This is a genomic window from SAR324 cluster bacterium (assembly GCA_015232315.1).
Lineage (GTDB): Bacteria > SAR324 > SAR324 > SAR324 > NAC60-12 > JADFZZ01.
In genome coordinates, this window is the sequence record JADFZZ010000009.1 from 118,956 (window position 1) to 132,891 (window position 13,936).

10 protein-coding genes are annotated in these 13,936 nt (G+C 45.9%); 2 read left to right on the forward strand and 8 right to left on the reverse strand.

Features of this window, described 5'->3' with window-relative positions; all coding sequences use genetic code 11:
- Window positions 1–63: 63 nt before the first annotated feature.
- Together HQM11_09060 and HQM11_09065 are read right to left on the reverse strand one after the other, a co-directional pair.
- Entirely contained in the window at window positions 64–1,326 is a 1,263-nt protein-coding gene (locus HQM11_09060; GenBank protein ID MBF0351171.1) for a hypothetical protein, read from the reverse strand.
- Window positions 1,327–1,361: 35 nt separating this feature from the next.
- Complete coding sequence (locus HQM11_09065; GenBank protein ID MBF0351172.1) at window positions 1,362–2,237, reverse strand: TIGR02147 family protein; 876 nt, start codon at window positions 2,235–2,237, stop codon at window positions 1,362–1,364.
- 324 nt (window positions 2,238–2,561) lie between these two features.
- Between HQM11_09065 and HQM11_09070 the strand changes: the two genes are divergently transcribed.
- Window positions 2,562–3,803, forward strand: a complete 1,242-nt coding sequence (locus HQM11_09070) for a hypothetical protein (protein MBF0351173.1) — start codon at window positions 2,562–2,564, stop codon at window positions 3,801–3,803.
- 325 nt (window positions 3,804–4,128) lie between these two features.
- Here the strand turns inward: HQM11_09070 and HQM11_09075 are convergent, their stop codons facing one another.
- The gene (locus tag HQM11_09075; protein ID MBF0351174.1) at window positions 4,129–9,399 is read right to left on the reverse strand and encodes an AAA family ATPase; all 5,271 of its coding nucleotides are present in this window, start codon (window positions 9,397–9,399) and stop codon (window positions 4,129–4,131) included.
- Window positions 9,400–9,488: 89 nt separating this feature from the next.
- On the opposite strand from HQM11_09075, the gene HQM11_09080 reads away from it, so the two are divergent.
- A complete protein-coding gene (locus HQM11_09080; GenBank protein ID MBF0351175.1) occupies window positions 9,489–9,671 on the forward strand; it encodes a hypothetical protein in 183 nt (60 codons plus the stop codon).
- 262 nt (window positions 9,672–9,933) lie between these two features.
- Here the strand turns inward: HQM11_09080 and HQM11_09085 are convergent, their stop codons facing one another.
- The 5 genes from HQM11_09085 to HQM11_09105 all read right to left on the reverse strand — a co-directional run bounded on the left by HQM11_09085 (window position 9,934) and on the right by HQM11_09105 (window position 13,741).
- On the reverse strand, window positions 9,934–10,362 hold the full coding sequence (locus tag HQM11_09085) for a LapA family protein (protein MBF0351176.1): 429 nt from the start codon (window positions 10,360–10,362) through the stop codon (window positions 9,934–9,936).
- Window positions 10,363–10,372: 10 nt separating this feature from the next.
- Entirely contained in the window at window positions 10,373–11,251 is an 879-nt protein-coding gene (gene sppA / locus HQM11_09090; GenBank protein MBF0351177.1) for a signal peptide peptidase SppA, read from the reverse strand.
- A gap of 19 nt (window positions 11,252–11,270) precedes the next feature.
- Window positions 11,271–11,678, reverse strand: a complete 408-nt coding sequence (locus tag HQM11_09095) for a hypothetical protein (protein ID MBF0351178.1) — start codon at window positions 11,676–11,678, stop codon at window positions 11,271–11,273.
- Window positions 11,679–11,707: 29 nt separating this feature from the next.
- A complete protein-coding gene (locus HQM11_09100; protein MBF0351179.1) occupies window positions 11,708–12,499 on the reverse strand; it encodes an RNA methyltransferase in 792 nt (263 codons plus the stop codon).
- A gap of 102 nt (window positions 12,500–12,601) precedes the next feature.
- Window positions 12,602–13,741 (reverse strand): radical SAM protein, encoded by a 1,140-nt coding sequence (locus HQM11_09105; protein ID MBF0351180.1) that lies wholly within the window; start codon window positions 13,739–13,741, stop codon window positions 12,602–12,604.
- Window positions 13,742–13,936: the final 195 nt, after the last annotated feature.

Genomic DNA, 13,936 nt, shown 5'->3' on the forward strand with positions numbered 1-13,936 from the left:
TGTTTTATGAGTTGTTCGTGAGACGGGAACACCTTTGGTAAAAGAAGCCAAATCCAGTTGGCGTCAGTTCGTGATCGAATCAGGAAAATAGTCAGAAGTGTTCAACGGAATATGGTCGTTATTTAAAAATGCCGAGTTTTCGAAAAACGCATTGAACCCTGAAATATTGGTTCGATCTGTTTCCGGAATTTCAAGCCATGAATAGACCTGCGCAATCGTCCAACCGTCAACAAAGAATCCTGATATTTCAGCACAGTTGTCGTCAGAAACAATGGCGGGATTCAATCCGTTTTGCACACAGACGGTTGCCTGGTTGGTGCCCTGATAATCGGCTTTGACCATATAAAATCCTTCAATCCATGTGTTGTTTTGTGAATCATAACCAGCTTTCCCCAAGGCTACCAAATGATTTCCCTGGTCATTGCTGATAGTATTTTCCACAGTGCTGATCCGTTTGACAATAAATTTATGGGTAGTCACGTTGGTGATGACCACCGTCCGCCGATTGGAAGCATTATCCGGTCTTCCGTAATCCCAGTTATCCGCAAGATTGAAGGCCAGAATGACAGCGTCTCCGTTTTTCAGATACGATTGATTGATATCTGAAAAAGTCGCACCAAAGCTTTCAGCATATTGTTCTTTGCGAGTGACAAGGCTGGCAAAGGTCTGGTTGTCTTTTGCCTTACTGTATAGAAAATAGGTGGTGTTATTGTCAGATGTTTCTGAACCGGCACAATCAAACAATGAACCGAAATCAATTAAAAACCGGGTCGCATTTTCTGGAGTGATGATTGGTGTATGGTTGGTGAGTTCTTTGCCATTTCCTGAAGCACAACTTTTATAGCCACCAGAAGAATCGGTTGAGATTGTGGTGCCATAGATGTTTCCCAGATACAGATCCGCATGATAAATGGCACCGATCAGGGTTGTGGTGGAAAATTTGGTTTCCATTCCGGTGTCTGTGCCTGGTGGACAGAAATCTAATCCATTTCCATCGTTGTGGCATTCCGCCTTGAAAAAGGATTCGATCACTTGTTGGGTCATGGGCTCAATCCGGCTTGCCGCATCAGTATTGTTAGCCTCAAATTTCTGTTTACCGCCAAGGATCATTCTTCCTGAGGAAAGACCGCCAAAAATCTGCGGGGTTCCCTGAACCGCTTTTTCGGTTAATTTCAATCCGCGGGCATGGTCGGCATTTTTTACCGTATTGGACGTCTGGTCTTCATCATCAGGATTATAAAATTCCGTACTGCATCCCCAGCCACAAAATACAGTGGTAAGACACACTGCCATGCCAAGACAATACTGTGTAAGTTTATTGGTCATTTTTGTTCCTTTCATCATGATTTTTCATGCCATACCTATGTGGAATCAACCTGAGCAATGGGAAATAATTGAAACGAAAACGAGACAAGCATGGTTCCTTCTCCCGGTGGCACATTGAGCAGTTTCAAGGCTTCGCTACGATCCTGCTTCAGTTTTTTCTTGAACTCCATGAACTTTTCCGGAGTGGTGGTGACCAGGATTGAGCCATATTCTCTTTGTTTTGCCGGAAGACTCAATCCGGCCATGGCCTGCGTCAATGCGTCATGGTGATACTGGGTCAACAGAGGCGCCAGCTTTTTTTCCCTGATTTGTATGACAGGGTCCGGCGCTGTGATCTCAAAATTTTCTTCAACCAACAGTCTGGCGGCCTTGAGTTCTTCAAGGCATTGAGCAATCTGACTGCTATTCACAGAAAACAACTGTCTCAAACTTTTTTTAAACCATTGGATATTCAATGAAGCACCCTTCAGCAGGGTCATCTCCCTGACCACCCAATGCAACCAGGAGGAAATACATTCCCCCTGTGCCTGCTGAATCGATTTCACTTTGAGCGTTTTGGCACGGAATTGTCGTAATTTGGGAATAATTTCCTGATACAAATGACTTCCGGGTCTGGCGCGGTCCATTCGTACCAGAAGGTCAAAATAATCCAGTTCACTGCTGCCAAGTCCCATCATCCCCACCACATCTTCATAGAATTTTGCCGACATCTGGCGTTCGCCTTTCAGGATACTCTGAATGTAACCGGGCGATTTCAGTTCAAGCCGTCGGGAAAAATAGCGGTAGGAATAGCGTTTATTTTGTTGTGCGCATTGCTGAAAATATTCTTTCAACACTTCACGAAAATCATAAAAATCATAGAGATCCAGTGGAATATCCTTATTGATTTTTAAATCTGGCAACAATGTCAAAAGTCCTCCTGTCTCACGGTTGTTTGAAAACACGATTCACCTTCGTCAAGGATCGCTGGCGTCCATTATGATCATTTTGTTTATGAAACATTGTTCCAGTTTTGTGAACACTTTTTTAAAATTTATCTGAAAAATAAACGATTCATGTCGCCTGTTATGCATTCCAACAAATCAGTTCTTGAAAATTGTAAACCATGTCATCAGGAGGTTCCGATGAAAAAGTTGAATCAGAGTAAAAAACATCATTGTACAAAAAGTCCTAAGAAGATCAGTAAAATGTATGTGAATGCTAATGACAAACAATCATTTCCTTTTGGAGGTACCATGAAAAAATTGAATCAATTCATCATGCTGGTGTTGGTCCTGGTTACAAGTGCGATATTTCTTTCTGGTTGCAGTGATCAGGAAGAAGAAAAGAAATATAAAAAAGTGGCAGGCATTGAAGTCACTCGAAACGCGGTCAAGGGAACACCGCAAATAAATGGTAAAGTGGCCACCTCAAAATATTTGTCGAGAGGTATGGATCAGGGTTCTCCTGCAAGATTCAATTACTCGTCAAACTCCTCATTGATTGAAAGCTACTTCAAACTGGAATGTCAAATGGATGATGTCAATTTTTGTCCGGAAGGTGTTGCCGCAGACGAAAACAGTAAATTCACTCTGCTGACATTGGTGGGTAATATTTACCATGCTGAAATGTATATCAACAATATCTATCCGGAACCTGGAGCGGAAGTGGAAGTGGATGATGCTGGAAATCCAATCCTTCCTCATGAATCCTGCGGAAAACTGAATGGAAAAGTATTGTCTGGTGATGCCTCAGTCGTGCCTGTCGATGGATCAAAATTTATTGTCGATATGAGCGCACTGTATGACTGCGCCGGTTCAGAACCTGAATTTGACGGCACACGGTATGTTCTCTACAGCAAGGCTGAAGATGAAAAAACCTATGCAGTGCTCTGGTCTTCAAAAAATGTTCATAATACGAATTTCGAGACCCATCATTCCCAAATCACACAGGCCTATGTTCACAAGGGTGATTCGACCGTATTGGCGTTCAATCTGGTAGGCCGATGGAAAGGCGTTAATTACACAGGCACCAGCAGTGGAAATCGATCTGTCGGAATCGTTAACTCAACCGCAAACAAATTCATTGTTAAATACATCTGGCCGGCTGAGGACGCGAGTGACAAAAACAAGAAACTGGTTGCTCTGGGAACAGGCGGCTATGATCCTGAAACAGGAGTGTGGGCTGATGGCTATTACATGATCAAGGCCTACAGCGAAGGTTGGACGACAGATTCCGCCGGTGAGGATCTGGTCTGCATCCGGAATGGCATAACACCGACTGTGGTTGACAGTTCAAACTGCGCTGAAATTTCAGGATTCTTTTCAACAACAGGCTGGACCCTCGGGGAAGTCCATCAATGGCTGGGAACGACCTCTGAAGATCAGACCAATCTTGCCGGATTCAACGGTTTCTTTGATGACTCCAGTTTTCTGACCTCCGATGAAGCGCCCCTGAATACAACCGATTCCTTTCCTGATTCCATCACTGCTGAATAATCAGGGATGGAGAGAGACCCCTGAAATGCGGCTCATCCCCGCATTTCTATAAGGCCTCACCGACCATAGTCATCGTTTCGCCAGTGTCAGATGATTGCCGAAAAAATGCGGGAATCATCACGGGTAAATACCGTTTCGAAAACAGTAGCATCAAGTTACGTCCCGACGAAATTCCACGGTTTGTCACCCTCCCCGTGACGTAAACCGGTCCTTCCGGCAATCCGGTTTCGGGCAAACGCCGCAGCATGAAAAATTAGCGATGAAAACGGGGGGCCTGTTCCGGTGTGGAGTATGCGCTGGAAAGGCTCAACTTCGTTTTGAAGTATCAGCCAAAATCCCCGGTGATCCGGCATGACAGCATGGTCACATCATCCGCAAGCGGTTGTTCGCCTTTAAACTGGAATAATTCTTCGGTCAATCCCCCGGTGATGTTCTGGAGTGACTCGGAACGATGTTGTTTCAGATAACGCATCAAGCGTTTTTCTCCCCACTCTTCACCGGACTCGCTCTGGTTTTCTGTCAACCCATCGGTGTATAAAAACAGCATGTCGCCTTTTTCCAGTTGAAGCTGTTTGTCTTCATAGTGAACATCCAACTGATCGCCCAGACGATTTCCGGTAGTGAGCACCTTTTTTACTTTGCCATCCGCCTTGACCAGCATCGGGAAATTATGTCCGGCATTGGCAAAGGTCATGGTTCCTGTTTTCAGATCAATTCCCGCCGCAAAAAAGGTCATGAGATATTTCCTGCCCCCGACTTCATACACGCTCTGATTGAGGTAGTGCAAAATCGTGGAAGGATTGAGCTGACGTCTGTTCCCGGGAAAGGAATACATGACTTCCAGCATCCTGCATGTCGCGCTGGCTGTCGCTGTCACCAGAGCCGCTGGAACACCGTGTCCTGTCACATCGCCAATCAGCAGATACAGATAATCATTGATGCTTGTCATGAGTCCATACCAGTCACCACCGGTTTCTGAAGCGGACTGGAAATAACTCGAAAGTTCCACATGCGTCACTGTTGGCAGTGACGTCGGGAACAGGGCCTGTTGAACCGCTGCGGCAGTTTTCAGTTCTTCCTGCCGCCGGACATTATCCGCTAGATTTGCGTAGAGAATGGCATTTTCGATGGAAATCGCCGCTTGCAGTGAAATCATGTTGAGCAGGTTCACCCTGTCGGTTGTGAAGGCCTGTGTGACCAGATTGTTTTCCATGTAAAGGATTCCGGTGAGTTTACCCTGATGCACGACCGGTAAACAAAGTATGGATTTGGGATGGAGGGTTTGAATATAGGCATCATGCGCGCAGAGTTCATTTTCATCAGCATCATGAATGACCATGTTTTGCCGGGTTTTGACCACATAGTTGACAATATTCAACGGCAGTTTGTCCGCGTTCATAGGCAATCCCTCTAACACACGCACCGATTCCCGGTCCATGGAACTTTCAGCCTCAATCAGAAATTCGCCGTTTTTTTCCAGAAGAAAGACACCTTTCTGGGCACCGGCGTTTTCCATCAGCAGATGCATCATTTTATCGAGCAGACGGGCCAGCATGATCTCACTGGATAGCGCATGCGAAACTTTCACAATGGTCATGACATCCAGCATATCCTTGTTTGCCATATGCGTTGTACCCGTTGTTGTCACGGTGCGTTGAACCCCGGTTTTCTCTATTCCGGGAGATTCCTGACCTTCCTGGAGCCATTGCTCATAACGTTCTTCAAGGTCGCTGACCTTGGCGGTGGCTCCCCATTGCTGATAAAGATAATGAGCGGACTGAATGTGTGTTTTGGCATAGCTCTTCATCTGGAGATTTTCCAGATAGGCGGCGATCCGTTCATGGATCAAGGCCGCTATGTGAATATAGGATCTTGCATGAGCGTCTTCCACGGCTTGCTGATACACGGGTAAAACGGTTTCGAGGGGGTTGCCCTGAGTTCTGAGCCATTCCGCCTCCAACAGCAAATATTTATGGAGAAAATTGGCGGCGCAATCTTCCGACCAGGCTTTCATTCGTTTGAGTGTCTGCTTTATCTTAAATCTGTATTTCACTTTTTGAAAACCGGTCGCTTCAGGATACAGCACAATGAGAATCAACGTTGAATAAAACAGACACTCTGTTTGTCGTATCATCCCCATGGCGCTTTTGATGTAAGGCGCCGCGCCTTCTACATATTCCAGACCCTGTTGAAACTCGCCAAAAAAGCAGCACAATTCCATTTTGGTGATGTAGTACCAGAACACTGGAAATTTGTTGGGAAGAGCCTGCATTTCCGACAACAGTTCGGCTTCATTCCATTGTTCATCGGTCAAACTCAACCGGCCTTGAGTTTTTCCCTGAAAGCATAAGGGCATCTGACGGCAGGGAGCGATTTCAACCACCAATTCCCGATATTTGGCCCGGGTCATTAAATCATGATACCGGGCGGCACTGCTGAGCACTTCGTCCAGTTGCTCACCATAGACACACTGACTGATCACCAGATTTGAGGCGGCATAACAGCCATACAGAATGTCCCCCGTTTCGGTTCCATATTCAATGGCCTGTTTGAAATAGCTGATAGAGGTACGGAGATGATCCACCCAATGTTGAAAAACATAGGCATGGGAATGATAGATTTTTGCGGCAGTCAGGGTGTCTTTGAAGCGAGTGTTGAGTTCAAGTGCCAGTTTGCTCCATTCCACCGCTGAGTGATTACTCTGAGTGATGTTGCCCATCACAAAACCAACGGCGAGATAGGCATACGCTGAAGCTGGCGCGTTTCCATGCCGGATGGAAAGATTGGCCAGTTTCATTCCCAGAAGCGCCATCAGGTTCTGATTGACAAAATAGACCGCGGGTGCCGCGGACAGCAACATGTTCATCATGGCGTTAGTGTCTTCTGACTCCAGATTTTGCCATTTGAGCAATTCGATGGGTTGACGTTTACGCATTTGTTTTTTCAGAATCAGGACTTCTTTCAGAATCAGCAAAGGACTGGGATTCAACGGAATGTTAACAGCAAACATTTTGAGTGCCCTGACAATCAACGTTGCCACATCCTGATAACGACTGAGTGTGTTGTACAGTTCAATCCTTACTCTGTAAATTTCTGCTTTTTCCTGGCGTGTTTGCACTTGACCAATGATTTGATCATAACGTTGTTCGGCGGCATCAAAATTTCCACACAGATAATCACACTCAGCACAACCCGCCTTGAGAGCAAACGTGAGTTCATAGTGGGAACTCCAGCTATTTTCAGGCAACAGGGAAACCCCGTTATTGAAATAACTCAGCGCTGACTGATAGGCAGTCGCTTTTTTGGCTTTTTTACCAGCGCTCAGATTGAGTCTCGCCACCAGCAGGCGTTCTTCCGGTTCGGTGATTTTATCCATGGCCAGATTGAAGGAGTTCACAATATCAAAGTTCTTTTCCTCCTGTTCTTCAGGCGACAACTTTTGGACAAACAGACGACTGATGCGCAGATGAAGATCCTGTTTTTCTTCATCATCAATCAGTGAGTAGGCGGCTTGCTGGACACGGTCATGCAGGTATTTATAATCCACTTTCTGATGATTATCCGTGATGATTTGTTCCAGTTCCTGAGCCTCAAAAACCCGTGTCAGTTTATAGGTATTCCCAATGGGCAGGGCCAGGCCTTCCTGAACGGCTTCCCACAGATCTTCAGCGGTTTCAGCCTGTGATTTTTCATTCACCAGGGCCAGTGTTTCCAAATCAAAATGATTGCCGATGCAGGCCGCCAGTTTCAAAACCCTTTGAGTCGCGGGCGGTAATTTCTGGATTTTCTGAGCCATCAATTCGACCACATTGTCTGTGATTTCACGACTTTGAATAGCGTCCAAAGCCCATTGCCATTTCCCTTGTGACAGATCAAATTCCAGCAATTTTTCGGTATACAGCGAGCGCAGGAATTCATTGACGAAAAAGGGATTTCCCTGTGTTTTGCTGAAAATGAGTTGAGCGAGTTCCGTGATGTGGCTTTCCGGACAATGGAGCGTATCCGCAACCAGATGTCGCAAGTCCTCAGGCTGAAGGGGATTGAGCCTGAGGCTGTTCTGGATGGCGCCTTCCTTCAAGGCTTCTTCAAGCATCACGCTCAGGGGATGACTGGGCGAAACTTCATTATCCCGCCAGGCTCCGATGATCATGATGTAACGGATCGCCGGGTTGACCGCCATGCGTTTGAGCAGTTTGAGCGAGGCCAGATCAGCCCATTGCAGATCATCCATAAAAATGACCAGAGGATGCGCTTCTGTGGCCAATACCTTGATGAATTCTTCCAGCACCCAGTTGAACCGATTCTGGGCTTCTGCCGGAGGCAATTCAGGAACAGGCGGTTGTTTATCCAGAATCATTTCCATTTCAGGCAGCACGTCAATCAGCACCTGTCCGTTGTTTCCCAAAACAGCCATAAACTGTTCACGCCATAGTGAGAGGTTTGCTTCACTTTCTGTCAGGAGTTGGTGCAGGAGTTCACGAAACCCATGTATGATGGAATCAAAGGGAATATTCCGTTTGTACTGATCAAATTTTCCTGACACAAAAAACACATTCTGTTTGAGAATGGGTTTATGAATTTCATGAACCAGCGAGGTTTTTCCAATTCCGGAATATCCTGAAACCAGCATCATTTCGGTGCGTCCTTCGTTGACCCGCCTGAAAGATTCCCAAAGCTGTTCTACTTCCTTTTCCCGGCCATATAACTTCTGCGGAATTTGAAACCGGTTTGAAACATCCTTTTCACCCAACACAAAGGGTTCCATTCTTCCTGATTTTTCGAGTGATTGCAGACAATGCTCCAGGTCGTGTTTCAAACCATAGGCGCTCTGATAGCGGTCTTCCACCAGTTTGGAGAGTAATTTCTGAATAATCTGGCTGACCGGGAGCGGAATATGCTGGAACTTGTCAGCAAGCGCCGGAGGTTGTTTGGCAATATGACAATGAATGACTTCGAGGGGGTCGGTCTGAGGAAAGGGTAACTCGCCGGAAAGCATTTCATGGAAGGTCACACCCAGAGAATAAAAATCGGAACGCCAGTCCACAGAACGGTTCATTCGACCTGTTTGTTCCGGCGAAATATAGGCCAGTGTTCCTTCAAGCGCGTTGACGTTTTCAAGACGCTGATCTTCCCGTGAAAGCACAGAGGAAATGCCGAAATCAATAAATTCGACAGCACCTGTTTTGGAATTGATGACAATATTGGACGGGTTGATATCCTTGTGGACAATCTGGTGGTGGTGAATATGTGCCAGGCTGTCTGTGATTTTTACCGCCAGATTCAGAAAATCCAGAACCGGCAGATGTCCATTTTTCAGCATTTGCCTGACAGACAGTCCGCCGATGTCTTCGAGCACAATGACCAACTGGTTGCCCTGTTTCTCAAGGGCATAGGCCTGGATGGTGCCTTTGATTTTGTCCTTGATGATCTCATATTCGTGCTTGAATCGGGCAAGTTCATGAAGGGATGGAAATTCCTTCTTGAGCGTTTTGAGAATGACGGGTGCCTGATCACTGTCCCGGAATCCCCGGTAAATGATGGAATTCAGTCCGTCATATAAAATTTCCTTAACCTGATATCCTGCAAGATTCCACATCGAACCATTCTCCCAAGAGTTTTGAGCAATTCAAAAGTAAACATTGTGTTTAATTCCATTTTCAAAGGGGAAACGCAAGGGGGCTTTTCATGAAGGGGGAATTGAAAGTCTGGTGTTCCGCAGAAATACGGGAAGGCTGGGTCGAAAAAGCCCGACCTCAGGGTTCTGGCAAAAACCTGACAGCGTCAGAACATATGGAGTTGAAACGGTTGACGATGGAGCGAGAAATTCTAAAAAAGGCCAAGGCCTTCTTCGCAAGGGAAAATCATTGAGCTATTAGTTCATTGATCGAGAGAAGAAAGCGTATTCGATCAGGTGCTGTGTCCTGTATTAAATCTTGGCGAGAAGTTCATAGTTCCGCCTTCAGGCGGCGTTTCCGCAGGGCTTTCCGCCTCAGGATCGTTTAATTTTCCAATAAAGGCGTAGGATGGGTAGAGCATTTGCGAAACCCATCGAGTTTTGTTGGGTTTCACTTCGTTCTACCCAACCTACACACCTTTCACTCACGGGTATTGAGCTTAATCCACAGACTGATTAATTTTCATGCGTTGTAATCAGGTTGTCCTTGAGGCGGGTAACCACATTGGCGTTTTGTTCGAGCAACTTTGTATTGATTTGATGCTGAAGACGCTCTGATATTTGTTCAAGATCATTATTTTTTTGAGCCATTGTCTGATTGCTTTCCCGTTCCAGTAAAACCAGTTTCTTCAGACGTCGGATTTCTTTTTCCTGAAAACGGATTTGAAGCTGAAGTCGGGAATGATACACAAAGAAATAGCCTACACTGAAGATAATCCCGAGGGCCAGTGCGAAAAATACAGGCACAAACAAGGGCTTCTGCGAAGTGTATGAGCCAAACCAGCCAGCATCAAAATGAATCCTCACCGCTTCAGCGTTGTTCATGCTGAATAACACACAGAGGATCAGAAACAACGCGAAAAACAGTAGTCCGAAATAGCGCATGATGAACCTGTTACTGTAGTATATAATTTAAATGGACTCCGGTGTTTTGTTGATTGGACATCCATTTTTTGACGGAAGACAAACCTAGTAATGAAGTAATATCATATTCATCATCGTCTTCAAACTCTAATGTTTGAATTTCTCCGGAAATTTCCAAATCGGTTCCCATTTGATCAATAACCTGTTGAAAACTACCCAGTTCATCCACCAGTTGTTCCTGATAAGCCTGCTTTCCTGTGAATATTCGCCCGTCAGCAAGCGTGCGGAGTTTTGTTTCGTCCATGCCGGGGCGGCCCTGCAGAATGGCCTGAACAAATTGTTCGTGTGAATCATTCACAACCGATTGTATCAGCACAAGTTCATCGGGGGCCGGTTTTTTAAACATTGAAATGCTGTTTTTATTTTTTCCACTTTTAAGGGTGACCATTTCCGCACCGACTTTCTGACCGAGTTCACCCAGATTGACCCACTCCATCAAGACACCGATACTGCCTGTCAGTGTTCCGGAATTGGCGAAAATCCTGTCTGTCGCCGCCGCGATATAATATCCGCCGGAAGCAGCAACCGAACCCATCGAGGTATACACCGGTTTTGTCTGCCGAAGTTCACTCAGGGCATCATAAATTTCCTGTGCCACAGCGACGCCGCCTCCCGGACTGTTGATTCTGAGGATCACCCCTTTGACCGAATCACTTTTTTCCATTCGTCTGATTTTTTCAACAATGGGTTCAGAGTCCATTAAAATACCTTCTACCCGAATGATTCCTATCAGATTGTCATGCCAGAAATCTGATCCGGATTTATGAGCCGAGTTGATCAATGTGACCAGAACCAGACAAAGAACAAACAGGAGGGAAAAACCGGTTAAATAAGGATGCTTTCGAAACATAATAAATTTGAGCTTAGGGTTACCAGGGTTTGATTCTTACCAGATAAATCATCAGTGCCGCTGTGCAGAAAATACCAATATGCACAAACATAGCCAAGGGTTTTGGTAAATTTTTGTTTTGTATCTGTCGTCCATTCATGAAGCCGAAACCAATCAGGATCATGAGCAATACCAATTTCCAGTGAAGCCATTTCCCTGCCTCAAACGCATTGGTTGCCATTGCCAGATAAAGTCCGGAAAGAACAGCGACTGCCAGGATCGGATAATAGATGAAATGATAAATTCTGGATTGGATCCATTGTGCGCCTTCAATTTGGGTGGCGTCCTTCATTCGGAGTCTGAAAATCACAGCAAGAGATTGAACAAAAAGTGTTCCTACTACCAGACAAATGGCTGTCAGATGTAATACCAGCATGAAATTGAGCATAATTTTTCTTTGGTGAAAGTGATGATGGATTATGCGCCGAAACGTCGCCAGTGTTCACTGAGCAATATTGCGACTGAGGATGCCACATTCAGGCTTTCCACGAGTCCTGTGCCCGGAATTTTCACATGGAAGTCGGCCAGTTTTTTCCACCGGGGAGAGACGCCTGAATGTTCTGAACCTATTATAAACACAAGTTTTTCTTTCAGTTGCAATTCAAAGAGATTTTCGCCTTTATGGGGAGTCGTCCCGATCAGATAAAATGCCAGATCCTGCAACTGTCGTATATCCGTAGACGGTCGGTTGAGACAGACCATATCCATCAAATCAGCGGCTCCTTCAGAAATCCGGTAGACTGTGCCCGATAGATTACTTGGGAAATCCGGTGTGTGAAGCACTGCCTTGACGCCGAAATGCGCCGCGGTTCTAAGAATCGCCCCGAAGTTATGAGGATTGGCGACTCCGTCAATAAACAGCAAACGCTGTGGCCCGGTTGTTGTGGAGACACGTTTGATAAACTGATTCCATGACAGGGGCGGCCGTTTTAGAATTTCAAGGCACAGACCTTCATGGTGTGTTGAATCGGTCAATTTGCTCAATTCAGTATCGCCCAGGATACGATATCCGATTTTTTGCTGTGCGCACCAGGCAAGGGTGGGTCTGAGTTCCTCCAACCGGGTTTCGTCAAGGTAAATTTTGCGGATGGCTTCTTTACGATGTTGAATCACGGTTTGGCAGGCATGCCAGCCAAAAATCCTGATTTCTTCCTCTTTCTGAGTTTTGATCACTCTGGGGGAGTGTCTCTCTTTCTGTTTTTCTTGCATGGGTTTCCGATGCGGAACGTGAGCTGAATAGCCTGAAAAATGGACACTATAAGAGGTTTATTTAAAAAGGAAAGCAAAAGGATTATGCAAAAACTGCGGTTTCTACGCAAAATAACGAAACCGATGGATCAGATATGGAATTATTCGGGCTTTAGTAGCGCTTTGAAGCATTTCACGAAACTGTTCCATTTCCTGTGAAATCCCTGCGGACCATGAATGACCATCCAGGGGGGAAAGATAAACAATATCATGTTTTTCCAGTTCCATGCGCTGGATTGCGTCAACGGTTGCAGTCAGATGATGCGTCGCTACGTCAGGTTCTCGGTTCAAATCGGGGTCTTCCAACCCGGCAAGTACGGTGATCGCACAGCGCATTCCTCCTGCTTTTTGTGTCTGAACTGTTTTTATTACTGCGGAAATATCAGCGCTTTTATTCATGGATCGACGCAATTCACTCCATCCGGTTTCAAGTCCCAGCGTAACCATGTTGAGTCCGGCATCCCGAAGTTGAGCATATTCCGCGGTTGTTCTGCGTGGGGAATGATCAGGATCCATGAAACAGGCCATGTCTTCTGAAAACTGTGGAAAATATCGTGAGACAATTTCCAGAATATCCAGCAGTCTTTTCTGGCCAAGGGACAGAGCACTGGCTGATCCGAGAAACAAGCCGCTCCTGTTGGAAACCGCTCTGCCCAGTAAATCACTGACTTTTCTGACATGGTCTTCAAATTCTTCCAGACTCAGAATTCGAAAACGGATTCCCTGATAAAAAGCGCAGAATGTACACTGAGAATTTGGACATCCCCTGGCGGGTAATACCACTACATTCTGATAGCGATCCGGAGGCAGAATGGGAATGGACTCAGGATAAGCCTGCTGAAAGCGGAAGGTTTCTTTTCCAATCTGCTCCGGGGTCCATTTCAAAGATTCCAGCAATCGTTCAGACAGAACAGAGAGATCGCGGATGGTGCCTGCCCATCGGATTGAATCCGGTGCCTGTTTTGACTGTGAAAGGACGCCCGCCAGAAAAGCATGGGCCTGTTCATGAATCAGATTTGCCTGTCCGGAATCCAGATTCTGGTAACCATGCTGTATTTTTTGTACCACTTCATTTTCTAGTGTCCGGCGGAACAGCTTTTCCTCCTGCCGAAAAGTTCCCCAGCGGCCTTCAGCGTCCAGACGAATTATTTTTCCGGATTCTGTTTCAATGGTCAGGTGACTTTCTGTGATATGAACTTTCATGTTAGATCTCGGTATCCTGAAAAAAAGGCCAGATTGAGGTACTTCCAGTAAAGTGATTTCGTCGAAAAAATTTCCACCTGTGCAGGTGTATTTTACGCAACCAGTTTAAACTCAAGGACATGATGCTTAAACCAGGTTGGATATTCCTGATTCTTTTTTAAGGCCGTCACCGAAGCCAAGGCCACACTCCCTGCC